We start from the raw sequence: 26,976 nt of genomic DNA, 5'->3' as shown, positions 1-26,976 counted from the left end.
ACCTCGCTGACGCGGGGTCCTAGTTTTTTGCGGAGATCCCTAGGGCGTCCAGACCCAGTCGTGTACGACCATCTCGTCGAGCCGCATGGAGAGACGGGTCATCGAACGTTGAGCCTGCGGGTGCGTTTCGACGTGCGTCGACCGGCGCCGATGAAGGTAGACAGCGAAGTCAGCGATCTGTAGCCCGTCGACAGCCTCCGACGACGCGAAAGCCATCGGTGCGTCGATGTAGGGCAGCAGCGATCTTCGGTAGCCGGGAGTCCCCCATGTCTGGTAGCCCTCGAACTGGCGGATGTGCTGCGCTTGAGTGGAGATCTCGTCGGCGACCACGACGACATGCTCACCGGAGTGGTGGTCGCGTGCCCGATCGTTGACCCGCTCGAGGGTGTGACCCAACACGATTCCGTGGGGTTGTTCGGGGTAGCTGTACCGAGTGCGCAGCCGCGGGATGTCGAGGCCGCGCAGGATGACCTCGATGCCGCAGCTTGCTGCGGCGTTGAGGACGGCCGCATAGATGCCTGCCGCCTCTCGGTGCTTGGTCTTGAGTGGCGCCCAGTTGCCGCGGCCGTTCATCAGCTCGTCGGCGTGGAACTCGATGTCCACGGGGGTTCCGTGCTCAGCGTGGGTTCGTTCGCGAATCGCCGTGAGCGCAGATGACACGCAGCTCCAGGCAGCCTCGGTACCGAGCGCGGCCGCGATGAAGTACCGGGTGTCGGTGTAGGACTCATCGATGAAGGCGCGCATCACACTTCCCGCGTCGAGAGAAGCGCGGACACTCCCGCGTCAGGGGAACGGCGGAGCCAACGCGGCTGGATACCGTCGTCGGTCGCGACGAAGGGGAGATGGGGCGGGGTGTCTTTCATGGGCGCGGAGTCTAGAGGCAGATGAGAGCCTCCAGACGCCCCGCCTCAGACCATTGGTCCGTGATCCCCGGATCCTGGTCAATTCCCTAACCGCGTTCTCTCCCCACGGGGCGGGGCAGGTGGCCATCAGACCTGCGTTTCGCATCCCCGCCTGCGTCCCATCCGGGATCCGCGATCGCTCTCCAGCTGCCAACTTCAATGCCACGCACGATTGGTCCGAGCCGCAGACGCGCGGCCGCCCACATCAGGGCGACCAAAATGCGTTACAGTGTATGACGCGGATACAAACCCGTCATAGATGAAGGAGGTAACACAATGGCAATGCTGAATGTTCGCGTGGATGACCACGTGCACGAACGCCTGAAGGAGATCGCCGATGGGGAGGGGGTAACTCTGAGTGACCTCGTGCGGGATCTGCTGCGCGAGGCAGTCGTGCCCATCTCGGAGCGGTCTGAGAGGCACGGCGACCAGCCAGCGCCAGAGAGCTTCACCCTGCGCGATCGACTCGTCCTCTCGCTCCTGCACCGGATCCTGGCCCGAGTTCTCCCGGAGGATGCCGATGGGGAGGATGGCGACGAGGCGTATCAGCTGAAGAAGGCGGAGATCCTCGAGTCGGGATACACGGGCCAGTACTGGTTCGAGGTGGCTGGTTTCGAGACGGAGCTGTCGATCAAGGAAAGCCGGCAGGTTGTCGACATCCTCGAGATGTATCGGATCATCACCTTCAGCATCGAGAAGCTCGAGAATTCGGGAACGCCGGTCGACCCTGAGCTTGTCGAGCGCCTGCGCTTCGAGGGCTTTGACCACAACGATTCTCTCGAGGGGCACATGGCCCGCTACGTGCGTTTCATGATGGCGGACGGCGAGCACTGGACCGAGCTCATCCCCCAGATCGAGAAGACGGACAGGGGAAACTCGCACATGCCCACGCTGGGCATGTACCAGAGGATGCTGACCGAGTACCGGCGAATCATGGACGGTCGCCCTCGGGACTACAGCACGGACAGCTGGCTGCTGAAGGCCGACGATCTGCGCCGCCTGCACGACGCGCAGATCCACCCCTCGCACCGCGGGCGTGCGTGAACCTACAGACACCCTCACGATGGTCAGCCGCGCGCGAGGCCCGCAGGTCAGACCTGCGGGCCTCCCTGCGCCCCCGGTCGGTCGTCACCGATTCGCACCGAAACGTGCGCGGCGTGCTCGAGGTCTTCGCCGGGGTACGCGAGGTCGAGCAGTTGGCGCGGTGGACCACCGAAGAGGTCTACCGCGCCATCGTCGTACGGGCCGGCCTCGCGGCGCGAGCGCGAAGCGCCCGCGGCGTGCCGGTTCCGCGTGACGTGCACCAGATCCGATCGGTGCACCTGTTCTCCCCCGCCGACGGGGTCGTCGAGGCCACGGTCACCGCGGCCGCCCGCACGCGCACACGGGCGATCGCCCTCCGGCTGGAAGGCATCGACGGCCGCTGGCGTGTCACCGCCCTCGCGTTGCTGTGACCGAGGCCCGAACCTGGCGTCAGGGCCGCCAGGACGCCAGGAAGTTCCCCAGTCGCTCGATGGCATCCGAGATCACTCGCGCCTCGGGCAGCGTCACGATGCGCACGTGGTCCGTGGCCGGCCAGTTGAACCCCGATCCCTGCACGAGCAGCACGTGCTCGGCGACGAGGAAGTCGCGCACGAAGACCGCGTCGTCGGGAATTTCGTACACCTCGGGATCGAAGCGCGGGAACGCGTACAGCGCACCGCGGGGCAGCACGCAGGAAACGCCGGGAATGGCCTCGAGACCCTGCCACGCGGCATCCCTCTGCTCGTGCAGACGACCCGTCGGGGCGATGAGCCCGTCGATCGACTGCACGCCCGAGAGCGCCGCCTGCACCGCGAACTGCGCCGGGACGTTCGGGCACAGACGGGTGGATGCCAGGAGGTTGATGCCGTGCAGGAACCCCTCGGCGTGATCCTGGGGGCCGGTGATCACGAGCCACCCCGAGCGGTAACCCGCAACGCGGTAGGTCTTGGACAGGCCGTTGAAGGTCAGGCACAGCAGGTCGGGGGCGACGGTGGCCATCGGGATGTGCACCTCGTCGTCGAACACGATGCGGTCGTAGATCTCGTCGGCGAGCACGAGGAGCGAGTGCTCCCGGGCGATCGCCGCGATCCCCTCGAGCACCTCGCGCGAGTAGACGGCCCCGGTGGGGTTGTTGGGGTTGATCACGACAATCGCTTTGGTGCGCGGGGTCACCTTCGACCGGATGTCTTCCAGATCGGGCTGCCACTCTCGCGACTCGTCGCACAGGTAGTGCACGGGCGTCCCGCCGCCGAGGCTCGTCATCGCCGTCCACAGCGGGTAGTCGGGCGCGGGGATGAGCACCTCGTCCCCCTCGTCGAGGAGCGCCTGCATCGTCATGGTGATCAGCTCGGACACACCGTTGCCGAGGTAGACGTGGTCGGGATCGACGTGCGGGAAGCCGGGCTCCTGCTCGTACCGCGAGACGACCGCGCGCCGGGCCGAGAGAATGCCGCGGCTGTCGCTGTAGCCGTGGGCGTGCGGCACCGAGGCGATCATGTCGCGCACGATCTGGTGCGGCGCCTCGAAACCGAAGATCGCCGGGTTGCCGGTGTTGAGCTTGAGGATCGAGTGGCCCTCGGCCTCGAGCCGGTCGGCCTCGACGAGGGCCTCCCCACGGATCTCGTAGAGGACATCCTTCAGCTTCGATGACTGATCGAGGGGGCGCAGCGGGCTCATCGCCTCAGGATATCCCCGGGCCGATCCAGCCAATCGACCACCCGTGGCCCTCCGTACGCATGGATGCCGCGCCCCGACGGCGTCGGGGGCGCGGCATCCATCCGGCTCGTTCTACTTCTTCTTGCCGGCGGCGCGGCGATCAGCACGGTTGACGGGCGCGGCCTCGGGCGCCGTCGTACGCTGACCGAACGCGCCGCGCGGACCGGTCGGGACGCTCTCGGCCGCGGGAGCCGCCGCCTGGTCGGCCTGGCGGAGACGGTTGGTCGCCGCCTGCTGCACCTGGCCGCGGTCGTTGCGCACCTCGACCTCGCCCGCGTCGTTCGCTGCCGAGTACTCCAGACGCTGACCCTCGACGGGGGCCGGCGCGAGGCCCTTGGCCTCGACCTGGGCACCGGCCTCGCCCTCGCCCGCGCGCACCTCGACCTCGAGGTTGTAGAGGAAGCCGACCGACTCCTCCTTGATCTGGCCCATCATCGACTGGAACATCTGGTACCCCTCGCGCTGGTACTCGATGAGGGGGTCGCGCTGGGCCATGGCCCGCAGGCCGATGCCGTCTTTCAGGTAGTCCATCTCGTAGAGGTGCTCACGCCAGCGGCGGTCGAGCACCTGCAGCACGACGCGGCGCTCGAGCTCGCGCAGGGCGGGGGCGCCGAGCGTCTGCTCCCGGTTCTCGTACGCGATCCGTGCGTCGGAGATGATCTCGCGCTTGAGCCCCTCGGGCGTGATGCGCCCCTTGTTGCCACCGGCCTCGGCGACGACCTCGTCGATGGTCACGCTCACCGGGTAGAGCGTCTTCAGCTCGGTCCACAGCGCGTCGAAGTCCCACGACTCGGTGTGACCGCTGCCGGTGTGGTCGTCGATGATCGCGGTGATGGCGTCTTCGATGAAGTGCTGCACGCGGTCGGCGATGTCGTCGCCCTGGAGCATGTGCCGACGGTCGGCGTAGATCGCCTCGCGCTGGCGGTTGAGGACGTCGTCGTACTTCAGGACGTTCTTGCGCATCTCGGCGTTGCGGGCCTCGACCTGCGACTGCGCGCTCTTGATGGCGCGCGACACCAGGCCCGACTCGATCGCGACGTCGTCGGGGAAGTTGGTGCGGGCCAGGATCGCCTCGGCAGCACCCGATTGGAACAGGCGCATGAGGTCGTCGGTGAGCGAGAGGTAGAACCGGCTCTCGCCCGGGTCGCCCTGACGGCCCGAGCGGCCGCGCAGCTGGTTGTCGATCCGGCGCGACTCGTGGCGCTCCGTGCCGAGCACGTACAGGCCGCCGGCCTCGGTGACCTTCGCGGCCTCCTCGGCGACCGTGTCGCGCTTGGACTGGTACACCGAGTCCCACTCGGCCTCGTAGGCGTCGGGCGTTTCGACCGGGTCGAGCCCCTTGGCCTTCATGTCTTGCACGGCGAGGAACTCGGCGTTACCGCCGAGCATGATGTCGGTCCCGCGGCCGGCCATGTTGGTAGCGACGGTGACGGCGCCCAGGCGCCCGGCGCGGGCGACGATCTCGGCCTCACGCGCGTGATTCTTGGCGTTGAGCACCTCGTGGCGCACGCCCTTCTTCGACAGCAGCCGCGAGAGGTACTCGCTCTTCTCGACGCTCGTGGTGCCGACGAGGACGGGCTGGCCCTTCGCGTGCCGCTCGACGATGTCTTCCACGACCTGCGCGAACTTGGCCGTCTCGTTCTTGTAGACCAGGTCGGGCTGATCCTTGCGGACCATGGGCTTGTTCGTGGGGATGGGGACCACACCGAGCTTGTAGGTCGACATGAACTCCGCCGCCTCGGTCTCGGCGGTACCGGTCATCCCGGAGAGCTTCTCGTACAGGCGGAAGTAGTTCTGCAGGGTGACGGTCGCGAGGGTCTGGTTCTCGGCCTTGACCGGCACTCCCTCTTTCGCCTCGATCGCCTGGTGGATGCCTTCGTTGTAGCGGCGTCCGACGAGGATGCGCCCCGTGTGCTCATCGACGATCATGACCTCGTCGTTCATCACGACGTAGTCGGTGTCGCGCTTGAACAGCGCGATCGCCTTGATCGAGTTGTTCAGGAACGAGATCAGCGGCGTGTTGGCCGACTCGTACAGGTTGTCGATGCCGAGGTAGTCCTCGACCTTCTCGATCCCCGGCTCGAGCACGCCGATCGTGCGCTTCTTCTCGTCGACCTCGTAGTCGACGCCGGCCTCGAGCGTGCGGGCGAGCTTGGCGAACTCGGTGAACCAGCGGTTCGCCTCGCCCGAAGCCGGCCCCGAGATGATCAGCGGGGTGCGGGCCTCGTCGATGAGGATGGAGTCGACCTCGTCTACGACGGCGAAGAAGTGCCCGCGCTGCACGAGGTCTTCTCCCCGCCACGCCATGTTGTCGCGCAGGTAGTCGAAGCCGAACTCGTTGTTCGTGCCGTAGCTGATGTCGGCGGCGTACTGCTCGCGGCGCACCTCGGGCGACTGGCCGGAGACGATCGTGCCCGTCGTCATTCCAAGAGCCCGGTACACGCGCCCCATCAGCTCGGACTGGTAGCTCGCGAGGAAGTCGTTGACGGTGATGACGTGCACGCCCTTGCCCGCGATGGCGTTGAGGTAGGCCGGGAGGGCCGCGGTCAGCGTCTTACCCTCACCGGTCTTCATCTCGGCGATGTTGCCGAGGTGCAGCGCCGCGCCGCCCATGATCTGCACGTCGTACGGGCGCTGGCCGAGCGTCCGCTTGGCCGCTTCGCGCACGGCGGCGAAGGCCTCCGGCATGAGCTGGTCGAGAGTCTCGCCGGCTTCATAGCGCGCACGCAGCTCGACGGTCTCGTTGCGCAGCTCGTCGTCGGTGAGCTGCTCGTAGTCCTCCTCGAGAGCTCCGGTCGCCTTGACCACGCCCTGAAGTCGTCGGAGGATGCGCCCCTCTCCGGCGCGCAGCAGTTTCTCGAGCGGATTGGCCACGAAGCATCTCCATCTGTCGGGTACGGCGTCCCCGTGGACGCCGGCCTGCGCACAGGCATACACCGCCCATGCTAGCCGTGTTACCCGTTCGTGACCTGCGAGCACACCCTCAGTCCCTCACCCCCCTGCCGCCCAGAGCGAACACCCGGCTGCGCCCGCGCGTTGCCGTCCTAGGATCGAGCCATGGCCGGTTTCTGGGGAAAGAGGAAGCGCGAAGAGCAGGATGCCGCGGATGCCGATCTGGCACGCCGCGCCGAGCTCGCGATCGTCGCGGCCGATGAGCGCGTGCGACTCACTTCCGACGAGCTGGATTTCGCCCGCGCCGAACTGGGCGACAAAGCGACCGAAGACCTCGCCGCAGCGCTTGCCTCGGTGAAGGTGCACCTGGCAGAAGCCTTCCAGCTGCACCAGCTCAACCACGACGAGATCCCCGACACAAAAGAAGAGCTGCGCACGCGCAACGCGCGCATCATTCAGCTGTCGCAGTGGGCCGAAGATCTGCTCGAGGAGCGCACGCTCGTGCTCCAGCCCAAGATCGACGCCGTGCGTCGCGCGCCCGAAACGCTCGCGCGGGTCCGGGCCGATCGCGACCGGCTGGCCGAGCGCGTGCCGCACGCCCGGGAGGTCGTCGAACGCCTCGCGCAGCGCTACAGCCCCTCCGCCCTGCAGCAGGTGTCGGGCAACCCCGACGAAATCCAGCAGCTCCTGGACTTCGCGGTGCACACCGCGGCGGTCAGCGAGCGCCGCCGCGAGGCCGGTCAGCGCGAGCAGGCCTCCGTCGCCCTCGAAGCCGCGACCGAGGCGGCGCGCCGGGCCGAATCCCTCCTCGACGCGGTCGACACCTTCGAGATCGAAGCGCTGCGGGCCGAATCGACCCTCGCGGCCGTCATCGAGGACTCGCGCGGCGACCTCGTCGAGGCCCGACAGGGCCCCCAGACCCCCACGGTCCTGCAGGCCATGGCGACCCTCGAGCGCGAGCTGTCCGCCCTCCCGAGTGCCGGCGCCCGCACCGATCCCTTCAGCGCCCTGTCGTCGCTGCGCCAGGCCAACGCCGGCCTCGACCTCGCGCGTGAGCGCGCGGCACGTCCGGTGCCCTCACAACAGCAGGTCGAGCACGCCATCGACGACGCCGATCGTCAGCTGGCGGTGGCCCGCGGCCTCATCACCGGGCACCGCGGGTGGATCGGCGCCGACGCGCGCACGCGTTTCGTCGAGGCCGAGCGGCTGCGCGCGACGCTCCCCCTCGGCCCCATCGCCGACGACGACCGCGAGACGGCCCTGGCGACGGCACGGCGCGCGGGGGGTCTGGCATCCGAATCCCTCCAGCTCGCCCAGCGCGACATCGAGCAGTCCCGGCCCGACGACTGGGGCGGCAACGGCTACGGCCGCGGCGGCTACGGCCGGGGTGGCGGCGCGGGCGGCGGCAACATGGTCGGCGGCATGCTGGGCGGCCTCGTGATCGGCTCGCTTCTGGGCGACATCTTCGACGGCTGATCCACCGACGACACGACGAGGGGCCCCGTCCGACGACGGGGCCCCTCGTGTGTGCGGTGTCAGGACGCCGCGCGGGCGGCCGGGGGCGCCTGGGTGCCGAGCGCGATCACGCCGTAGTCCCACCCCTTGCGCCGGTAGACGACACTCGGGTGGTCGGAGCGCGCGTCGATGAAGAGGAAGAAGTCGTGTCCGACGAGTTCCATGCGGTCCACCGCCTCTTCGACCGTCATCCACTCGGCGCCGAATTCCTTCTGCCGGATGACGACGGGCGAGTAGTCCTCTTCGGCGTCTTCGCCAGAGAGCACGGGCACTTCGCCGGTCGCCACGGCACGAAGCACGTCGACCGAGGCGGGCTCGACGTCGATGCCCGAGAGCTCCCCCGTTCCCTTCTCGAACTTCGCGCCCCGCGGATGGTTCCGGGCGTCGACCCGCTTCTGCTTGGCGCGACGCACCTGCTCCGAAATCTTGTCGACCGCCAGATCGAGAGCGGCGAATTTGTCGGTGTCGGTCGCCTCGGCGCGCACGACCGGACCCGTCCCGTCGAGGGTGAGCTCGACAGTGTCGTCTTCCATGCGCCCGTTGCGATAAGAGCGGTGGGTCACCTTGACCTCGAGCGTGGTCGCGCGAGGCGCGAGGTGCTCGATGCGGTTGACCTTCTCTTCGACCACCGTGCGGAATCGATCGGTGATACCGACTCCCACGCCGACGATGCTGGTGTCCATCCGTGACCTCCTTGTTCCGGGTTCCGCCCGGTCTAAGGGCGGAACAGCCGTCGCCTTCAGTCATCCCCACGCTAGTCCGACGACACCGGACTGTCACGTAGCAATCCCCTCCGATTCACGTACGGATGGGCTGTATCGCGGCGTGTGCGCCACCGCCACCCCGATGACCTCTCGCGCGCCGGCCGCCCGCAGGGCGCGAACGGCCTCGGCGAGCGTCGCCCCGGTGGTCACGACGTCGTCGACGACGACGATGGGCCCCGCGGGCGCGCCGCGAGCGACGAACGCCCCAGCGACGTTGGCGCGACGGGCGTCGCGCCCGAGTCCGCGTTGATCGGCGGGCGCGCGCTGCACGCGCAGGACGCGCTCGGATCGCACGCCCGCGTGCCGCAGCATCAGCTCGACCAGCCGGTACCCGCGCCTCCGGTCGGCCGTGCGGGAGGAGGGCACGGGCGTCACGATCGCACCGGCGGGGGCGACGGCCGCGAGCGCGTGGGCCAACGCCGGAGCCAGGGCACGGGCCAGCCCCGTCCTCCCCTCCTCCTTGAGCGCGCGGATCACGCGCGCGGCGGGCCCGGCGAAGTCCATCGCGCACGTCACCTCCAGACCGGGAGCCGCCGCGTGCCGGCGCAGTCGCGGCGCCAGGTCGGCACGGCATCCCCCGCACAGCTCGACGTCGAGCGCGCCGCACCCCGCGCACGCGATGGGGAACCAGAACGTCAGCGCGTCGGCGAGCGCCCCGCGCACGGGGTGTTGCGGGGGCGGGGCAGGATCGGTCGACATCGGGTCAGGATGCCGCGTCCGACGTGGCCGCGCGGGCCCCGGGGGCCGATCCGTGCAAGAAATCTCCGCGCACTCCCCCGGGGAGGAGGGGTCAGGAGGTGGTGCCCTGCTGCGCCGCGAGGACGCGGATATTGCTCGCGACCAGGGTCCACGAGCTCCCCCGACGGCTGAACAGACGCCCCTCGTCGTCGAGGATCCGTACGCTCGTGCTTCCCCCGGCGATCGCCCGCGCGTCGTCCGGTACCGGCCCGATGGTTCCCCGCCCGCCGACGTTCAGTTCCTCCAGGCGCGTCACGCCGTCGACGGCGGTGAGCACTCCGATCGTCGTGTCGTCGAGCCACGCGAGGTCGAGGGCACCCGGATCGGCGAACGAGAGCACGTGCGGCGGCCCGAGGTTGACCCCGGCCCCCTCGCGCACGATGCCGGCCAGCCACACCTCGCGCACGCCCGCGACCGTGACGATCGCGGCGATGCGCGTGCCGTCGCGCGAGATCTGGAAGGCGGTGATCTCGGACGCGTCGGGCCAGGCGTTGCCGATGTCGCGCGGCACACCCTGGGGAGTGTAGGCACGTAGCTGCGACGGGCTCGAGCGCGGCACGCTCCAGATCGCGCCCTCGGCGTCGATGGAGGGCGAGACCAGACCCGGGCGGTCGTCGAGGAGGAAGGTCCCGCCGTCGGCGAGGGCGCTGGCCACCGTCCCCTGCTCACTGAGGACGGCGGCGAGGCTGCGATCGGCCTCGAGTTCGATGCTCACGGGAGCGAGCGATTCGACGGCATCGGAGAGCGCGGGGATGGTCTCGATCGATTCTCCGCTGAGGATGCCGAAGCTCCCGTCGGCCGTGAGCACGGCCGGCGACGGGTCGATGCGCGTGACCCGGACGGGCAGTTCAGTGGCCGCGATGGGCGTGCCGTCGACGGTCATCTGCACCTCGCTGATCCCGGCCGTGGCGAGACTGCGCGTCAACTGCGTCTGCATCCGGTCGAGCGTCGTGCGATCGAGGCTCAGTGCCGCCCTCGGCAGCTGCACCTGCGCGATACCGCTCGACGAGAGAGTCACCGAGCGCCCCACGAGCGACAGGTCGTCGGGGAAGGCGTTGCGCACCGCGTCGATCAGCCACGCACTCGGAAGCCCGTCGACGAGAGCGGTCGCCACCCGGCTGGCCACCAGCGGGCGCGGGAACCAGCGCACGTCGGGAACGATGAAGCTCCAGGTCGGGTCGAAGTACGCAACGGATGCCGACTGGTACACGGTCGGGAAAACCTCTTCGTACAGCACGACACCGTCGGGCGCCGAGGTGATGCGCCACTGGTCATCGACCAGGGAAAGGCTGAACGACAGGGTCTCGGTGGCACCGGTCAGCGCCGGAGAGTAGGCGCCGTCGGCATCCACCCCGGCGACGGTCGAGAGCTGCACGCCGACGGAACGGCCGTCGGGGACGGCGGTGGCTCGGCGGTCGGCGAGGCGATCGATCGTCACACGGGCCCGCGGGTCCCACGGCGTGCCGGGCGCCAGGAAGAGCTTGGCCGTGGCCCAGTCGTCGGCGGGACCCGACCCGGCCCGCAGAAACCCCTCAACGATCTCGGTCGGTGACGCATCGTCTTGCGGACCGTCGGGGACGAAGGCGAACGCCTGACCATCGTCGCTCTGCGGGCCGCGGCCCGGGTTGACGTACCCGGTCGTGGGCAGACCGGTACAGGCGGTGAGCGCGAGGACCAGGAGCAGGCTCAGGGCGGAAAGTGCGCGTTTCATGCGGGAGTCCTCCCCGTCTGTCCGAGCGAAAGGGGCTGGGTCAGCCCGAGCGCCTCGAGCGCGCCGCCCTGCTCGTCGTCGGGCACGAGTGGAAGCGGCGAGCCGGTGAGCGGCCGCCCGTCGCGCGGGAGGGTGAGGAGGAAATTCGATCCGTGCCCGAGCTCCGACCAGACCGCCAGCGTCCCTCCGTGCAGGCGGGCGTCCCCCAGCGCGATCGAGAGCCCGAGCCCGGTCCCGCCGATCGTTCGGACCCGCGACGGGTCGGCGCGCCAGAAACGGTCGAACACGCGCTCGACGTCGTCGGCGCGCATCCCCAGCCCGAAGTCGCGCACGCTCAGGGCCACGGCATCCCGATCGCTGTCCACCGCGACGACGATGGGCCGCCCCTCTCCGTGCTCGATGGCGTTGCCGAGGAGGTTGCGGACGATCCGACGGACGCGGCGGGGATCCATGTCGATCGGGGTGTACCCGCCGGGGGCGACCAGCCGAACGTCGCTGCCGTGCTGCTGGGCGAGCTGCTCCATCGAGACGATCACGTCTTCGGCGAGGTACGCCATGCTCGTGGGCTCGAGCTCGAGCTGCACCGAACCGGCGTCGTACCGGCTGATCTCCAGCAGGTCGGTCAGGAGCACCTCGAACCGCTGCACCTGGGCGTGGAGGAGCTCCGCCGCGCGAGCGGTGGTGGGCTCGAACTCGTCGCGCTGATCGTTGATCATGTCGGCGGCGAGGCGGATCGTCGTGAGGGGAGTGCGCAGCTCGTGGGAGACGTCGGAGACGAACCTCTGCTGAACGAGCGAGAGGTCGGCGAGCTCCTTGATCTGTGACTCGATGCTGTCGGCCATGGCATTGAACGAGCGGTTCAGGGTCGCCAGCTCATCTTCGCCGCGCACGGGCAGCCGCACCCCCAGGTCGCCGGCCGCGAGCTTGGCGCTGGTCTCGGCGGCATCCGCGATCGGGGTGGTCACGGATCGGAGCACGACCCACGCGATGGCACCGATGAGCACGACGAGCACGAGACCCACCACCCACAGCAGGACCTGGACGAAAGCGAGGGTCTGGGCGGCGCTGGCGAGGTCGTACCCCATGTACAGCTCGTAGTAGTCAACACCGTCTTCGGCGGGGAAGCGCAACTGGTGACCGACCAGGATGCCGGGAACCTCCCGGCCGTCGTCGGAGGGCAGCGCCACGGACTGCCACCACTGGAGGTCGGGGGTGGACTGCACCTGGGTGCGCAACGCCTCGGAGACGATCCCGGACTCGAACGCCGGCGAAATGAAGGGCTGGGGCGCCAGGGGCGAGGGCGGTCCGATGCGGTAGAGCGCGATCAGGTCGCTGGAGGACTGTTGCGACAGGCGCGTGGCGATGCCGTTCATGAGGGTCTGAGCGGCGGCGGGGTCGGTGGAGTCGACCGCGGCGTCGAGGGTCGCCTGCGCCGACGTGGTGGCCCGTTGGGCCTCGAGGAGCACTTGGTCTTTTCGCGCGCTGAACAGCTCGTTCTGGATCACGAGCGCCATCGCCAGACAGGTGACCAGGATGGTGGCCGCGGTGAGGGCCACCGTGATGAGGATGGTGCGGAACCGGAGCGACCGGCGCCACAGCGTCGCCAGACGGTCGCGGGTGCGGCGCCAGTCGGTCGGGCGCCAGACCCGGGTGGCCGGGAATGTGCGCACCGCGCCCGTCATGAGGAGCTCACACCACCGCGCCGGCGCGATACCCGACCCCGCGCACGGTCGTCACGATGCGGGGGTTGTCGGGGTCGACCTCGACCTTGGCGCGCAGACGCTGGACGTGCACGTTCACCAGGCGCGTGTCGGCCTTGTAGTGGTAGCCCCAGACCTGCTCGAGCAGCATCTCGCGGGAGAACACCTGCTGCGGCTTCTCGGCGAGCGCAACGAGGAGCTCGAATTCCAGCGGCGTCAGCGCGATGGCGGTGTCTGCGCGACGCACCTCGTGGGCGGCGACGTCGACGACCAGGTCTCCGATGCGCAGGGTCTCGTCGGCCGGCGCCTGCCCGGGACGCAGCCGCGTGCGGATCCGGGCGACGAGCTCCTTCGGGTTGAAGGGCTTGACGATGTAGTCGTCGGCGCCGGATTCGAGGCCCTTCACCACATCGGCGGTGTCGGTGCGGGCGGTGAGCATGATGATCGGGATGCCGGACTCGGCGCGCACGCGCGTGCAGATCTCGATGCCGTCGACTCCCGGGAGCATGAGGTCGAGCAGGATGAGGTCGGGGCGCTCGGTGCGCCAGGACTCGACCGCCTGCGCGCCGTCGGCGCAGAACACGGTCTCGAATCCCTCGGTGCGCAGCACGATGCCGATCATCTCGGCGAGCGCGGTGTCGTCGTCGACAACCAGGATCCGTGAAGTCATCGGGTGTACGTCTTCCGTCTCGAACCCGTTCGACAACGGGCAGCGCGCCACGGGTGGGGCACGCCACACCGAGCGTAGTCGACCTGTCTGCAATGAGGCCGAGCGTGTCCGGGGTGTGTGAAACGATGAGGATCACAGCCGACCACCGAGGAGGCGTCACCGTGACCGCGTACCCCGCCTGGACCCCGGCCTCGCGCGCCGGCATCGTGCCCCTGCATCCGTATGGCTTCGGCACGATTCTCGGCCGCTCCTTCGTCGCCCTGCGCCACAACCCCCGGGTGCTTCTGGGGTTCGCCCTGATCGTGCAGACGGTGGCCTATCTCGTGCTCAGCGCGGCGCTCGCCGCCGTGGCCGTGGTCAGCTTCTCGCGGCTCGACACGCTCGTCGAGGGCAGCGACGACTTCGATGCGGTCCTGGCCGGCTCGGTCGCCCTGACCGCGGTCACCGCCCTCGTTCTCGGTGCCGTGGTCGGGGGGTTGAGCGTCCTCGTCCAGGCCGTCGTGGTCGCCGAGGTGTCGTCCGCGGTCGTGGCTGAGAAACCGACGCTCCGCGTCGCGTGGCGGCGGGTGCGACCGGTGTTCTGGAAGCTCATCGGCTACGCGCTACTCACCCTGCTGGCCACCATCGTCGTCCTCGCCCTTCTCGGCGGGATCGCCGTGCTGCTCGGTCTCGTCCTGCTCCCCCTGGGCATCGTGGCGGGCGTCCTGTTCGCCCTCGGGCTCGTCCCGCTGTACCTGTGGCTGGCGACGAAGCTCTTCCTGGTGCCCTCCGCGATGATTCTCGAGGGCGTCGGTATCGGTCGGGGCATCGCGCGCTCCTGGGTGCTCACGCGCGGACGCTTTTGGTCGACTCTCGGCGTGATCGTCATCGTCTCGATCTCGTTCGGCGTCGTCGCGCAGATCATCTCCGTGCCGCTGAGCCTGCTCTCGGGCGGTGTGTCGGCGATCGTCGCCCCCACCGGATCGAGCGATCCGAGCGGGGTCATCGCCTTCATCGTCATTCAGCTCGTGGGGCAGATCGGCATCCTTCTCGTGCAGTGCATCGCCCTGGTCGTCCAGGCGACCTCGGCTGTCCTCGTGTACGTCGACGCGCGGATGCGCACCGAGGGCCTCGACCACGACCTGCACGCGTATGTCGACGCGCGCGACGCCGGGGCCACCGATCTTCCCGACCCGTACCGTGTCGGCGCCGGCCGCCGGGTGGCACCCGCACCCGCGGGCGGAACCCCGGCCGCCGCGATGCCCCCGACGGCTCCCGCTGCGTGGGGACCGCCGGGAGCAGGCGCACCGGGCGTGTGGGGACCGCCGCCCACGACTGCACCCGGGGTACGCGCCCCGGGGTCCGACAGCCCGCCGTCCGCGCCCACGCCCAGCGCACCGGCGTCGACGCCCACCCCGGCACCGACAGACCCGACCCGGTGGGCCGCTCCCGGCGCACCGCCGCAGGACTCGTGAGCGCGACCCTGCATCCCGTCGCCTCCGCGGTGGTGCCCCTCCTCCCGGGTGTCGACGAGGCGCGCGAGTGGGCGGAGCGCGAACTCGCCGACCCCGCGTACCAGGCCGCCGAGCCGACGTTCTTCGACCGTCTCGTGCGCGCCGTGCTCGATTTCATCGAGAGCCTCCTCTCCGCCCCGGTGTCGGGAGACTGGGGGCCCCTGGCCTTCGTCGTGCTGGCGGTGCTCGTGGTCGCGGCGATCGTCGTCGGCATCCTCCTGTGGGGGCGCCCGCGCGCGATCGCGCGCGCCCGCCCCGCCGCCCGTGCCCTGTTCGACGACGACGACCACCGCACCGCGGAGACCCTCCGCACGGATGCCGCCGCGGCCGCCGCCCGCTCCGACTGGAGCGAGGCGGTGGTTCTCCGCTTCCGCGCCTTCGCCCGGGGCCTCGGCGAGCGCGGGCTCGTCGACCCTCCCCCCGGCGCCACGGCTCGCGCCTTCGCTCGCACCGCCGCGGAGGCGCTGCCGGTCCTCGGCACCGCCCCCGCCGACGGCGCGGTGACGTTCGACGACGTGCGGTATCTCGGCCGCCCGGGCACCGAGGCGGCCTATCGGCTCGTCGCCGGGCTCGATGAGGCCGCCGTGCGCGCTCGTCCCGTCCTCGCCAAGGCATCGGCGGTCCGCTCGTGAGTGCGACAGAGCTCGGGGCACCCCCGGTACGGTCGCGTCGGCGCTCCACCGCGGGATGGGCGATCCTGGTGGCCGCGCTCGCGGTGATCGCGCTGATGGGCACCGCCCTCGTGTACGGCGGCTGGAGCCAGCGCGACGCCCTCGACCCCGACTCCCCCGCCCCCGACGGCACCCGCGCGGTGGTCCGGATCCTCGAGCAGCAGGGGGTGCGCGTGACCGTCGCGCGGGATCGTGCGGCGGCCGAACGCGCCCTCGCGGACGGCGGGGCGACACTGGTCGTCCGTGACGCGCCGATGCTCTCCGACGAGACCGTGCGTCGCCTGGGCGAGGCGGCGAACGACGTCGTCCTCATCGAGCCGCGCTCACGCGCGCTCGACGTGCTGATGAACGGTTCGTCGCTCGGCGGCGTGGCCGACGATCGTGCCGTGGACCCCGCGTGCGAGGTTCCCGCGGCGGCCTCGGCGGGCGCGGCGCGGGTCGGAGAGCTCTACGTCCCCGGCGTCGGGGTGCGCGGCTGCTACCCCGTCGACGGAGAGTTCGGCGTGCTCGTGGCCGATGCCGGCGACGGCCGCACGGTCGCCGCGGTCGACGGGCTGTCGGTCCTCACCAACCGGGCCCTTCCCCGCGACGGCGATGCCGCGCTCGCGCTCGGTCTGCTCGGCCGCAACGCGACGGTCGTGTGGTACGTCCCGTCACCCGCCGACGCCGACACCGGGGCCGCGGTGCCCACGATCGGAGACCTCACCCCTCCCTGGGTCACGCCGGCGATGGTCCTCTTGCTCCTCGCCGCGGCCACCGCTGCGCTGTGGCGCGGCCGCCGCTTCGGTCCGCTTGTCACCGAACGGCTGCCCGTGACGGTGCGCGCGAACGAGACGACCGAGGGACGAGCGCGCCTGTACGCCGACTCCGGCGACGTCGCGCATGCGCTCGACGAGCTCCGACGCGCGACGCGCGGCCGCCTGCGGCGCGTGCTCGGTCTCTCTCCCCGCACTCCACCCATCCAGATCGCGGATGCCGTGGCCGAGCGCCTCGGCGCTGATCGCGCGCAGGTGCGCGGCATCCTGATCGATGACCTCCCCCGCAGCGACCGCGACCTCGTCGCCGCGAGCGATCGGCTTCGCGACCTCGAGACGAGTGTGCGCGCCACCCTCCGAACGGAAAGGACCCCCCGATGACCGACAGTCCTCTCGGATCTCCCGACTCCCTGGCCGCCGGTGTCGGGCCGGATGCCGCGCCCTCGCACGGCGATGCCGACCTGCGGGAGGCGATGCACCGGGTGCGCACGGAGGTGGGCAAGGCCGTCGTGGGGCAGGACGGCACGATCACGGGTCTGCTCATCGCGCTCCTCGCGCGCGGTCACGTGCTGCTGGAGGGCGTGCCGGGCGTGGCCAAGACGCTCCTCGTGCGCTCCTTCAGCCGGGCTCTCGGACTCGACACCCATCGGGTGCAGTTCACCCCCGACCTCATGCCCGGCGATGTCACGGGCTCTCTCGTGTACGACGCGCGCGCCGGCGAGTTCGAGTTCCGCCCCGGACCGGTGTTCACGCACGTGCTCCTCGCCGACGAGATCAACCGAACGCCCCCGAAGACGCAGGCCGCGCTCCTGGAGGCGATGGAGGAGCGCCAGGTGTCCTCCGACGGAGTGAGCCGCGCGCTGCCCGACCCCTTCCTCGTGGCCGCGACGCAGAACCCCGTCGAGCACGAGGGCACCTACACGCTGCCCGAGGCACAGCTCGACCGCTTCCTGCTGAAGCTCGTCGTCGAACTGCCCGGTCGCGACGCCGAGGTCGACGTCCTCCGCCGTCACGCGGGCGGCTTCGACCCGCGCCGCCTCGGCGACGCGGGGGTGGATGCCGTCATCAGCCCGGCCGAGATCCTCGCGGCTCAGCGGGCCGCGGCATCCGTCGCCGTCGCCGACGACGTGCTGGGCTACGTCGTCGACCTCGCGCGCGCGACCCGCCAGAGCCCGTCGGTGCTGCTGGGCGTGAGCCCGCGCGCGTCGACGGGGCTGCTCGCGGCGGCGAAAGCCTGGGCCTGGCTCGGCGGATACCCCGCGATCACCCCCGACCACGTGCAGACGATGCTCGTGCCGGTGTGGCGGCACCGCATCCGGCTGCGCCCCGAGGCGGAGATCGAGGGCGTCTCGGTCGACGCGATCCTCACCTCGGTGCTGCAGCAGACCCGCGTCCCCCTCTGATGCACGTCACCGGTCGCCTTCCGCTGCTCGTCGCCCTCGGCGTCGTGCCGCTGATCCTGCTCTCGACCGCCGGGGTGCCGGCCTGGGCGGCCGTGGGCGGCTGGGTGCTGCTGTGCGTCGTGCTGGCGTCGATCGACATCGCCCTGGCGGGTGATCCGCGCGCGGTCGAGATCACCCGGCGACTGCCCGAGCGGGCCCTCCGCGACGAACCCGTGGCGGGCGAGTTCCGGCTGCGCAATCTCGGTCGGCGCACGCTTCGCGCCCGCGTGCGCGACGCCTGGCAGCCCACGGCGGGGGCACCGGAAGAGCGGCTGCGCCTGGTCGTGCCCCCCGGCGAGCGCCGCTCCGCTCCGCTGCCCCTCCTCCCCCGACGACGCGGCGAGCTGCGGAGCGAGTTCGTCGTGGTGCGCTCGACCGGGCCGCTCGGGCTGGCGGGCCGCCAGGCCACGGTCGTCTCCCCGGCGCGGCTGCGCGTGCTGCCGCCCTTCACCGCGCGACGCCACCTCCCCTCGCGGCTCGCGCGCCTGCGCGAGCTCGACGGGAACACCACGCTGCAGGTGCGCGGCGCCGGCACCGAGTTCGACAGCCTCCGCGAGTACGTGCGGGGCGACGACGTGCGCTCGATCGACTGGCGCGCCACCGCCCGGGCCGGCACCACCATGCTGCGCACCTGGCGCCCCGAGCGCGACCGGCACGTCGTGATCGTCATCGACACCGGTCGCACCGCCGCCGCCCGCGTGGGCGACGGGGCGCGCCTGGATGCCGCGATGGAGGCGGCGCTGCTGCTGTCGGCCCTCGCCGCGCGGGCGGGCGACCACGTGCACCTGCTGATGTTCGACCGGATCCCCCGGGCGCGCGTGACCCGCGTCGACGGGCCGCAGCTCCTGCCCGCTCTCGTGGACGCGATGGCGCCGGTGGAGCCGCAGCTCATCGACACCGACTGGGATGCCGCCTTCGCCCAGGTGCGCGCGCTCGCTCGCACCCCCGCCCTCGTGGTGCTGCTCACCGCCCACGACGACCCCGAGGCCGCGCGCGCGTTCCTCGCGTCGCTGCCGGCGGTTGCGGCGCGCTCGCGCCTCCTCGTCGCCACGGCCACGGACGGCCCCGGCGCGACCCCGGAACGCTCGGATGCCGCGGCGGTGTACGCCGCCGCGGCGATCGAACGCGCCCGCCACGACGCCGACCGCGTCCGCGACGCCGTCGTGCGCGCGGGGGGCGACGCCGTGGCCGCCTCCGCCGACGATCTCCCGCCGATCGTGGCCGACCGCTATCTCGCCCTCAAGGCCGCCGGGCGGCTCTGAGGCGTTAGCACACCGCCCGCATGCAGCCACTCGCATACGTCGCGGCATATCCTGGGGGATACCCTTCGAGCCGCCGGTGCGTCCCTCCGCGCGCGGCTGCGCCGTCTACGCACAGGATGCGGGAGCTCTCTTGCCAGGAAACGCCACCACTCGCTTCGACGATGTGGCCCTCGTCTCGGTGGCGAGCGTGCTGCCCAGCCGCGTCACCACCTCCGATGAGATCGAGGAGCGTCTGGCTCCGGCCCTGTCGCGCCTGCGGCTGAAGCCCGGGCTGCTGCGCCGCGTCGCCGGGGTGAACGAGCGTCGCAACTGGGCAGAGGGCGAGTCCTCCGACGAGGCGACCATCGCCGCGGGCAAGCAGGCGCTCGCCGACGCCGGGGTCGACCCGAGTCAGATCGGGCTCATCATCAACACCTCGGTCACCCGCAAGCACCTCGAACCCTCCGTCGCCGTGCGCCTGCACCACGGTCTGGGTCTTCCGAGCTCCGCGATCAACTTCGACGTCGCCAACGCCTGCCTGGGCTTCATCAACGGCATGAGCCTCGCAGCGGGCATGATCCAGTCGGGGCAGGTGCGGTACGCCCTCATCGTCAACGGCGAGGATGCCGACGAGATCCAGGTCAACACCATCAACCGGCTCGTGCGCGAAGACCTCGATCGCGACGCGTTCATGCAGGAGTTCGCCTCCCTCACGCTCGGTTCGGGGGCCGCTGCCGCGGTGCTCGGTCGCGCGAGCGACCACCCCGAGGGTCATCGCATCGTCGGCGGGGTCACGCGGGCCGCCACGCAGTTCTACGACCTGTGCGTCGGGAGCGTCGACGGGATGTTCACCGACGCGAAGGCCCTGCTCAAGGGCGGGCTCGACCTGGTCGTGTCGGCCTGGAAGGAAGCCCGCGACGAGTTCTCGTGGACGGGCATGGACCGGTACATCACCCACCAGGTCTCGTCGGTGCACACGTCCGCGATCGTGCGCGCGGCCAAGCTCGACCGCAGCCGGGTGCCCGTGACGTACCCGCACCTGGGCAACGTCGGCCCGGCATCCATCCCCATCACCCTCGCCGACGAGCAGAAGACCCTGCGCCGCGGCGACCGCGTGCTGCTGATGGGAGTGGGCTCCGGACTGAACACCGGGATGCTGGAGCTGGCCTGGTGACGATCACCGGCGCGCAGGCCACCCTCCCGCCCCCGGGGCTGCCCGGTCTCGACCCCGCACTCTCCCGGCTCGTCGACGTCGCGGGAACCGGGGCCGACGCCGGCGCCACGCGCCGGTGGCACATTCTCGACAACGGGGCGGCTCTCGCCGCTCGGGGCCTCGCGCCGGTGGGCACGATCCTCGCCGTCCACGGCAACCCCACGTGGTCGTACCTGTGGCGCGCGCTCGTGAACGAGTCCCTCGCCCGGGCGACCGACGGCGGCCCCGCCTGGCGCGTGATCGCCGTCGACCAGCTCGAGATGGGCTTCTCCGAGCGCACCGACCTGCGGCGCACGCTGGCTCAGCGCATCGCCGATCTGTCCGCGCTCGTGGAGGCCCTCGGCATCCGCTCGCCGATCGTGACGATCGGGCACGACTGGGGCGGTCCGGTCTCGCTCGGGTGGGCGGTGGAGAACCGCGACCGGCTCGCTGCCGTGATCGCCCTCAATACCGCCGTGCACCACCCCGGGGACGCTCCCCTCCCGTTCCCGCTGCGCGTGGCGACCGCCCGCGGCGTGCTCGCCGCCGGGACGACCGCGACGACCGCGTTCCTCGACACCACGCTGGCCCTGGCCGACCTCGATCCGGCCGTGCGCGCCGCCTTCCGCGCGCCGTACGCCACCGCGGCCCGGCGTGAGGGGATCGGGGCGTTCGTCGCCGACATTCCCGCCACGGCCGGCGACGAGAGCACCCCGGCCCTGCGCCGCATGTCCGCCGGGCTCCGCGACCTCGACGTCCCAGCCCTGCTGCTGCGCGGACCGAAGGATCCGGTGTTCCTGGAGTCGCATCTCGACGACCTCGCGGACCGCCTCCCGCACGCCGACGTGCACCGGTTCGAAGGCGCGGGGCACCTCGTCGCCGAAGAGCGTCCGTACGCGGGCGCGGTGCTCGACTGGCTCGCCGAGAAGGTCGTCCCGGGCCCGGATGCCGGCTCCCCCGCCGAGGCCGCGCCCGCCGACGAACCCGCCCCCGCGCCGCTCTGGGCCGCCCTCGACGCCCGGCGCGACGACGACGGCGTGGCCGTGATCGATATGAGCACCGCGCGCGACGGTGCCCCGCTGCGCGTGAGCTGGCGGCAGTTGTCGGCGCGCGTCGACGAGCTCGCCGCGGGTCTCGACGTCCTGGGCATTGGGGCCGGCGACCGCGTCTCGCTGCTCGTTCCGCCCGGGCCCACGCTCACGGCCGTTCTGTACGCGTGCCTCAAGATCGGTGCGGTCGTCGTGGTGGCCGACCGGGGGCTCGGCATCCGGGGTCTGTCGCGCGCCGTGCGCGGTGCCGTGCCCGACGTCGTGATCGGCGAGGTCGCCGGGCTCGCTGCCGCGCGCGCCCTGGGCTGGCCCGGGCGCCGGATCTCGGCCGCCGCCCTTCCCGCCGCCGGTGCCCGCGCGCTCGGCGTCGAGGCCAGCCTCGCCGACGTCGCGCGCGCCGGACGCGGTCGCGACCTGCCGTCGCCCCCGCCGGCCGACGCCGACGCCGCCGTTCTGTTCACCTCGGGATCCACGGGCCCCGCGAAGGGCGTGGTCTACACGCACCGCCAGCTCACCGCCCTGCGCGACACCCTGGCCGCGCACTTCGACGTGACCGCCGACACCGGCCTCGTGACCGGCTTCGCGCCGTTCGCGTTGCTCGGTCCGGCCCTGGGAACGCGCTCCGCGACGCCCGACATGGACGTCTCGGCCCCGCGCACGCTCACCGCCGCCGCCGTCGCGGCCGCGGTCCGCGCGTCGGAGGCACGGATCGTGTTCCTCTCGCCCGCCGCCGTTCGCAACGTCGTCGCGACCGCCGACGCGCTCGGACCCGACGACCGCGCCGCCCTCGCGGGGGTGCGCACGTTCCTCTCGACGGGGGCGCCGGTCGGCACGCCACTCCTGCGCCAGGCGCAGGCGCTCATGCCGAACGCGACCGCGCACACGCCGTACGGCATGACCGAGTGCCTGCTCGTGGCCGACGTGACCCTGCCCGAGCTCGAGGAGGCCGCGGCCTCCGGCGACCGGGGAGTGTGCGTCGGTCGCCCGATCGGCGTCGGGCAGGTGCGCATCGCCGCGCTCGACTCGGACGGGCACGCGAGCGGTGCGCCGTCGACGGCGGCCGGGGTGACCGGCGAGGTCGTGATCTCGGCCCCGCACCTCAAGCGCGGGTACTTCCGGCTGTACCTCACCGACCGTGAGGCCCGGCGTGGCGTGCCCGACCGCTGGCACCGCACCGGCGACGTCGGCCACTTCGACGCCGACGGTCGGCTCTGGATCGAGGGGCGCCTCCCCCACGTCATCACCACCGCCGCCGGCCCCGTGACCCCGGTCGGCATCGAGCAGGACGTCGAGGCGGTGTCGGGAGTCGCCCGCGCGGCGGCGGTCGGTGTCGGACCCGTCGGCCGGCAGGTGGTCGTCGCGGTCGTGGAGCGCGAACCCGGCGCGCGGCGCCCGGGGCTGGCATCCCCCGGTCTCACCGAGGTCGTGCGCGCCGCGACCGCGCAGCCGCTCGCGGCCGTGCTCGTCGTGCCGACGCTGCCGACCGACATCCGGCACAACTCGAAGATCGACCGCTCGCGCCTGGCGGCGTGGGCCGAGCGGATGCTCGCCGGCGAGAGGCCGACGGCGCCGTGAAGGTACTCGCCACCGGGGCCTCCGGCTTCCTCGGCCGGGCGGTCGTCCGTGCCCTGCAGGACGCGGGGCACGAGGTACGCACGCTGCAGCGCCGCCCCTCGGGCGTCGCCGGGGCGGAAGACCGCCTCGGATCGGTGACCGACCCGGATGCCGTCGCCGCCGCCGTCACGGGCGTCGACGGTGTGGTGCATCTCGCGGCCAAGGTCTCGCTCGCGGGCGATCCGGCCCAGTTCCGCGCCGTGAACGTCGAGGGCACGCGCACCCTCTTGGATGCCGCGGAAGCCGCCGGCGTGACGCGGATCGTGCACGTCTCGTCGCCGTCGGTCGCCCATGCCGGACACGCGCTCGCGGGCGTCGGCGCCGAGCCCGCCGACCCCGCCGCCGCGCACGGCGAATACGCTCGCACGAAGGCGGAGGCGGAGGTGCTCGCCCTCGGCCGCGCCGGGAAGCCGGCCTCCCTCGTCGCGATCCGCCCGCACCTGGTGTGGGGCCCCGGCGATACGCAACTCATCGCCCGCGTGGTGGCGCGCGCCCGCCGCGGCACGCTCCCGCTGCTGGACGGCGGGACGGCGCTCATCGACTCCACGTACGTCGACAACGCGGCATCCGGAATCGTCGCCGCTCTCGCCCTCGTCGACGAGGTCAGCGGCCGGGCCTACGTCCTCACCAACGGTGAGCCGCGGCCGGTCGGCGACCTGCTCGCGGGCATCTGCCGGGCCTCCGGTGTGCGTCCGCCGCGGTTCTCTGTGCCGTCGGGTCTCGCCCGGGCCGCGGGCGGACTCGTCGAGCGGGTATGGGCCGTGCGGCCCGGGGAGGACGAGCCGCCGATGACGCGGTTCCTCGCCGAGCAGCTCTCCACCGCGCACTGGTTCGACCAGACCGAGATCCGCCGCGACCTGCACTGGACGCCCACCGTCTCGCTCGACGAGGGCCTGCGCCGCCTCTCCCGCGACTGAGCCGCGGCATCCGTCGACTCACGCCCCCCTCCGCGATAAACGGCTCCGGCGCGGGGAAACGCGCTCTGCACGCGTTTCCCCGCGCCGGACGCGTTTATCGCGCCCCGAGGTGGGGCCCACACGCACCCCGCAACGACGGACGGCCCGCCCCCGCGAGGGGACGGGCCGTCCGGACGGATGCCGTGGATCAGACCAGGTCGAACCGGTCGAGCTCGGTGACCTTGCGCCACGCGGCGACGAAGTCGCGGACGAACTTCTCCTTCGCATCGTCGGAGGCGTAGACCTCGGCGAGCGCGCGGAGCTCGGAGTTCGAGCTGAACACCAGGTCGACGCGCGTGCCGATCCCCACCGTCTCGCCCGAGCCGTCCTTCGTGCCCTGGAAGGCGTGCTTGCCGGAATCCAGCGGCTTCCACGTCGTGCCGAGGTCGAGGAGGTTCACGAACACGTCGTTGGTCAGCGCGCCGGGGGTGCCGGTGAACACGCCCCAGTCCGAGCCGTCCCAGTTCGCGCCGATCGCACGGAGCCCGCCGACGAGCACCGTCATCTCGGGGGCCGTGAGCGTGAGCAGGTTGGCCTTGTCGAGCAGCAGGAACTCGGCGGGCAGACGCGACTCGCGCGAGGCGTAGTTGCGGAAGCCGTCGGCGATCGGCTCGAGCCAGCGGAACGAGTCGACGTCGGTCTCCTCCTGCGTAGCGTCGGTGCGGCCGGGGGTGAAGGGAACCTCCACGTCGACGCCGCCCGCGCGCGCGGCCTGCTCGACACCGGCGTTACCGGCCAGCACCAGCAGGTCGGCGATCGAGACCTTCTTGCCACCCGGCGCCTGCGCGTCGAACTCGGCCTTGATGTTCTCGAGGACCGAGAGCACGGATGCCAGCTGCTCGGGGTTGTTGACCGTCCAGCTCTTCTGCGGCTCGAGGCGGATGCGCGCGCCGTTGACACCGCCGCGCTTGTCGCTGCCGCGGAAGGTCGAGGCCGCGGCCCACGTCGTGGTCACCAGCTGAGCGACGGACAGGCCGCTGTCGAGGATCTGCTGCTTGAGCGCCGCGGCGTCGGCGGCGTCGATCAGCGGGTGGTCGACGGCGGGCACGGGGTCCTGCCAGTCGAGCACCTCGGCCGGCACCTCGGACCCGAGGTAGCGGGCACGCGGGCCCATGTCGCGGTGGGTGAGCTTGAACCACGCGCGGGCGAAGGCATCCTGGAAGGCGGCGGGGTCTTCGGCGAAGCGGCGCGAGATCTTCTCGTACGCCGGGTCGACGCGCAGCGCCAGGTCGCTCGTGAGCATGCGGGGCTCGCGGCGGCCGTCCGAGTGCGCCTCGGGGACCATGTCGGCTCCGCCGCCGTTGACCGGACGCCACTGGTGGGCGCCCGCGGGGCTCTGGAAGAGCTCCCACTCGTAGGCGAAGAGGATGTGGAAGAACTCGTTGTCCCAGCGGGTCGGGTGGTAGGTCCAGGTGACCTCGAGACCGCTGGTGATGGTGTCGTCGCCCTTGCCCGTGCCGTGGCTGTTCTTCCAGCCCAGACCCTGGTCTTCGATGTCGGCGGCCTCGGGGTTCGGCCCGACGTTCGCGTCGCTCGCGGCGCCGTGCGTCTTGCCGAAGGTGTGTCCGCCGGCGATGAGGGCGACGGTCTCCTCGTCGTTCATGGCCATGCGGCCGAACGTCTCGCGAATGTCGTGCGCCGACAGCTGCGGGTCGGGGTTGCCGTTGGGGCCCTCGGGGTTGACGTAGATGAGACCCATCTGCACGGCAGCCAGCGGACGCTCGAGCTCACGGTTACCGGTGTAGCGCTCGTCACCGAGCCACGTGGTCTCGGGACCCCAGTACACGTCGTCGTCCGGTTCCCACACGTCGGTGCGGCCTCCGGCAAAGCCGAACGTCGGGAAGCCCATGTCTTCCAGCGCGACGTTGCCGGCGAGGATCATGAGGTCAGCCCACGAGATGGACTGGCCGTACTTCTTCTTGATCGGCCAGAGCAGGCGACGGGCCTTGTCGAGGTTGACGTTGTCGGGCCAGCTGTTCAGCGGGGCGAAGCGCTGCATGCCCGCGCCCGAGCCGCCGCGGCCGTCGGTCACGCGGTACGTGCCCGCGCTGTGCCAGGCCATACGGATCATCAGGGGGCCGTAGTGACCGAAGTCGGCGGGCCACCAGTCCTGCGAGGTCGTCATGACCTCCTGGATGTCTTTCTTCACGGCATCCAGGTCGAGCGCTTCGAAAGCGGCGCGGTAGTCGAATCCCGCGTCCAGCGGGTCGCGCAGCGCGTTGTTCTTCGCGAGGATCTTCACGTTGAGGCTCTCGGGCCACCACACGCGGTTGGCCGACCCCTGGGTCGGGTGGGGCAGCGCGCCCGCGGGCTCGCTGTCGGCGGGAGCTTCGCCCACCGGCAGTCGGTTGTCGTCGGGGGCAGGGCCGTCGTGGAAGACGGGGCATCCGTTCAGAGTGTCGCTCATCGGGATCCTCTCGGTTTTTCGGCTTCGGACTTCGCTCGACAGTCGGGACACACGCCCCAGAACGTCACCTCGGCGGTTTCGATGAGGAAACCGCTCCCCTCCGGCACGTGCAGGCACGGCGCCGAGCCGACGACGCAGTCCACGTCGTCGATGCGGCCGCACCCGGTGCACACCACGTGGTGGTGGTTGTCACCGACCCGCAGCTCGAACGTGCCCGCGTGACCGGCCGGTTCGATGCGGCGGGCGAGCCCCGCGTCGGCGAAGTCGCCGAGCGCGTTGTACACCGACTGCTTGCTGGTGCTGGGGAGGGTGCCGACGATGCCGTCGAAGACGTCGTCGGCGGTGGCGTGCGGGCGGGAGCGCAGGGCCTCGAGCACCGCGACACGCGTCGCCGTCACCCGGAGTCCGGCACCGCGGATGAGGTCATCCGCGGTGGCATCCGTCCGATCGTCGAGCATGCGTCCACCCTAGCTTGTTTTGAATGAATCAAAAATGACACGCCGGGGAACGCGGGGGAACGGGCGG

The 26,976-nt window shown here is 71.4% G+C and carries 21 protein-coding genes; 11 read left to right on the top strand and 10 right to left on the bottom strand.

Annotated features, from left to right (window positions below; all coding sequences use genetic code 11):
* Window positions 1-39 precede the first annotated feature (39 nt).
* The gene (locus ACU6WY_RS03925; RefSeq protein ID WP_483821157.1) at window positions 40-744 is read right to left on the bottom strand and encodes a DUF3800 domain-containing protein; all 705 of its coding nucleotides are present in this window, start codon (window positions 742-744) and stop codon (window positions 40-42) included.
* 434 nt (window positions 745-1,178) lie between these two features.
* Between ACU6WY_RS03925 and ACU6WY_RS03920 the strand changes: the two genes are divergently transcribed.
* The gene (locus ACU6WY_RS03920; RefSeq protein ID WP_483821156.1) at window positions 1,179-1,946 is read left to right on the top strand and encodes a YfbU family protein; all 768 of its coding nucleotides are present in this window, start codon (window positions 1,179-1,181) and stop codon (window positions 1,944-1,946) included.
* Between the two features lie 113 nt (window positions 1,947-2,059).
* Window positions 2,060-2,356 (top strand): Rv3235 family protein, encoded by a 297-nt coding sequence (locus ACU6WY_RS03915; protein ID WP_483821155.1) that lies wholly within the window; start codon window positions 2,060-2,062, stop codon window positions 2,354-2,356.
* A 19-nt stretch (window positions 2,357-2,375) separates the two neighbouring features.
* Here ACU6WY_RS03915 and ACU6WY_RS03910 read toward each other — a convergent pair whose 3' ends face one another.
* Both ACU6WY_RS03910 and secA read right to left on the bottom strand, forming a co-directional pair.
* Window positions 2,376-3,602 carry a pyridoxal phosphate-dependent aminotransferase gene (locus ACU6WY_RS03910; protein WP_483821154.1) on the bottom strand — a complete coding sequence of 409 codons (1,227 nt, stop codon included), beginning with the start codon at window positions 3,600-3,602 and terminating at the stop codon, window positions 2,376-2,378.
* Window positions 3,603-3,713: 111 nt separating this feature from the next.
* Window positions 3,714-6,515: a preprotein translocase subunit SecA gene (gene secA / locus ACU6WY_RS03905; RefSeq protein ID WP_483821153.1), complete on the bottom strand. Its 2,802-nt coding sequence runs from the start codon at window positions 6,513-6,515 to the stop codon at window positions 3,714-3,716.
* 183 nt (window positions 6,516-6,698) lie between these two features.
* Between secA and ACU6WY_RS03900 the strand changes: the two genes are divergently transcribed.
* Window positions 6,699-8,009 (top strand): hypothetical protein, encoded by a 1,311-nt coding sequence (locus ACU6WY_RS03900; RefSeq protein ID WP_483821152.1) that lies wholly within the window; start codon window positions 6,699-6,701, stop codon window positions 8,007-8,009.
* 59 nt (window positions 8,010-8,068) lie between these two features.
* Here the strand turns inward: ACU6WY_RS03900 and hpf are convergent, their stop codons facing one another.
* The 5 genes from hpf to mtrA all read right to left on the bottom strand — a co-directional run bounded on the left by hpf (window position 8,069) and on the right by mtrA (window position 13,631).
* A complete protein-coding gene (gene hpf, locus ACU6WY_RS03895) occupies window positions 8,069-8,731 on the bottom strand; it encodes a ribosome hibernation-promoting factor, HPF/YfiA family (RefSeq protein WP_483821151.1) in 663 nt (220 codons plus the stop codon).
* A gap of 93 nt (window positions 8,732-8,824) precedes the next feature.
* The gene (locus ACU6WY_RS03890) at window positions 8,825-9,511 is read right to left on the bottom strand and encodes a ComF family protein (RefSeq protein WP_483821150.1); all 687 of its coding nucleotides are present in this window, start codon (window positions 9,509-9,511) and stop codon (window positions 8,825-8,827) included.
* A gap of 91 nt (window positions 9,512-9,602) precedes the next feature.
* The gene (locus ACU6WY_RS03885; protein ID WP_483821149.1) at window positions 9,603-11,261 is read right to left on the bottom strand and encodes an LpqB family beta-propeller domain-containing protein; all 1,659 of its coding nucleotides are present in this window, start codon (window positions 11,259-11,261) and stop codon (window positions 9,603-9,605) included.
* Window positions 11,258-12,943: an MtrAB system histidine kinase MtrB gene (mtrB, locus tag ACU6WY_RS03880; RefSeq protein WP_483821148.1), complete on the bottom strand. Its 1,686-nt coding sequence runs from the start codon at window positions 12,941-12,943 to the stop codon at window positions 11,258-11,260. Before mtrB ends, ACU6WY_RS03885 begins: the two co-directional genes overlap by 4 nt.
* 7 nt (window positions 12,944-12,950) lie before the next feature.
* Window positions 12,951-13,631 (bottom strand): MtrAB system response regulator MtrA, encoded by a 681-nt coding sequence (gene mtrA, locus ACU6WY_RS03875; protein ID WP_483821147.1) that lies wholly within the window; start codon window positions 13,629-13,631, stop codon window positions 12,951-12,953.
* A 161-nt stretch (window positions 13,632-13,792) separates the two neighbouring features.
* Between mtrA and ACU6WY_RS03870 the strand changes: the two genes are divergently transcribed.
* The 8 genes from ACU6WY_RS03870 (at window position 13,793) to ACU6WY_RS03835 (ending at window position 24,005) form a co-directional block, all read left to right on the top strand.
* Complete coding sequence (locus ACU6WY_RS03870) at window positions 13,793-15,085, top strand: glycerophosphoryl diester phosphodiesterase membrane domain-containing protein (protein ID WP_483821146.1); 1,293 nt, start codon at window positions 13,793-13,795, stop codon at window positions 15,083-15,085.
* On the top strand, window positions 15,082-15,756 hold the full coding sequence (locus ACU6WY_RS03865) for a DUF4129 domain-containing protein (RefSeq protein ID WP_483821145.1): 675 nt from the start codon (window positions 15,082-15,084) through the stop codon (window positions 15,754-15,756). The genes ACU6WY_RS03870 and ACU6WY_RS03865 overlap by 4 nt, the downstream gene beginning before the upstream one ends.
* The gene (locus ACU6WY_RS03860; protein ID WP_483821144.1) at window positions 15,753-16,931 is read left to right on the top strand and encodes a DUF4350 domain-containing protein; all 1,179 of its coding nucleotides are present in this window, start codon (window positions 15,753-15,755) and stop codon (window positions 16,929-16,931) included. Before ACU6WY_RS03865 ends, ACU6WY_RS03860 begins: the two co-directional genes overlap by 4 nt.
* Window positions 16,932-17,023: 92 nt before the next feature.
* Window positions 17,024-17,953 (top strand): AAA family ATPase, encoded by a 930-nt coding sequence (locus ACU6WY_RS03855; protein ID WP_483821849.1) that lies wholly within the window; start codon window positions 17,024-17,026, stop codon window positions 17,951-17,953.
* Entirely contained in the window at window positions 17,953-19,254 is a 1,302-nt protein-coding gene (locus ACU6WY_RS03850; RefSeq protein WP_483821143.1) for a DUF58 domain-containing protein, read from the top strand. The genes ACU6WY_RS03855 and ACU6WY_RS03850 overlap by 1 nt, the downstream gene beginning before the upstream one ends.
* Window positions 19,255-19,384: 130 nt before the next feature.
* Window positions 19,385-20,407, top strand: coding sequence for a 3-oxoacyl-ACP synthase III (locus tag ACU6WY_RS03845; protein WP_483821142.1), 1,023 nt, complete (start codon window positions 19,385-19,387; stop codon window positions 20,405-20,407).
* A complete protein-coding gene (locus ACU6WY_RS03840) occupies window positions 20,404-23,049 on the top strand; it encodes an alpha/beta fold hydrolase (RefSeq protein ID WP_483821141.1) in 2,646 nt (881 codons plus the stop codon). Before ACU6WY_RS03845 ends, ACU6WY_RS03840 begins: the two co-directional genes overlap by 4 nt.
* A complete protein-coding gene (locus ACU6WY_RS03835; protein ID WP_483821140.1) occupies window positions 23,046-24,005 on the top strand; it encodes an NAD-dependent epimerase/dehydratase family protein in 960 nt (319 codons plus the stop codon). Before ACU6WY_RS03840 ends, ACU6WY_RS03835 begins: the two co-directional genes overlap by 4 nt.
* Window positions 24,006-24,192: 187 nt before the next feature.
* On the opposite strand, the gene katG is transcribed toward ACU6WY_RS03835, so the two are convergent.
* Together katG and ACU6WY_RS03825 are read right to left on the bottom strand one after the other, a co-directional pair.
* Window positions 24,193-26,451 carry a catalase/peroxidase HPI gene (gene katG, locus ACU6WY_RS03830; protein ID WP_483821139.1) on the bottom strand — a complete coding sequence of 753 codons (2,259 nt, stop codon included), beginning with the start codon at window positions 26,449-26,451 and terminating at the stop codon, window positions 24,193-24,195.
* A complete protein-coding gene (locus ACU6WY_RS03825; protein WP_483821138.1) occupies window positions 26,448-26,909 on the bottom strand; it encodes a Fur family transcriptional regulator in 462 nt (153 codons plus the stop codon). The genes katG and ACU6WY_RS03825 overlap by 4 nt, the downstream gene beginning before the upstream one ends.
* Window positions 26,910-26,976: the final 67 nt, after the last annotated feature.

The organism is Microbacterium sp. ZW3a, assembly GCF_057167165.1.
The sequence above is the reverse complement of the archived record's forward strand: the minus strand, read 5'-3'. Positions and strand labels throughout refer to the sequence as shown.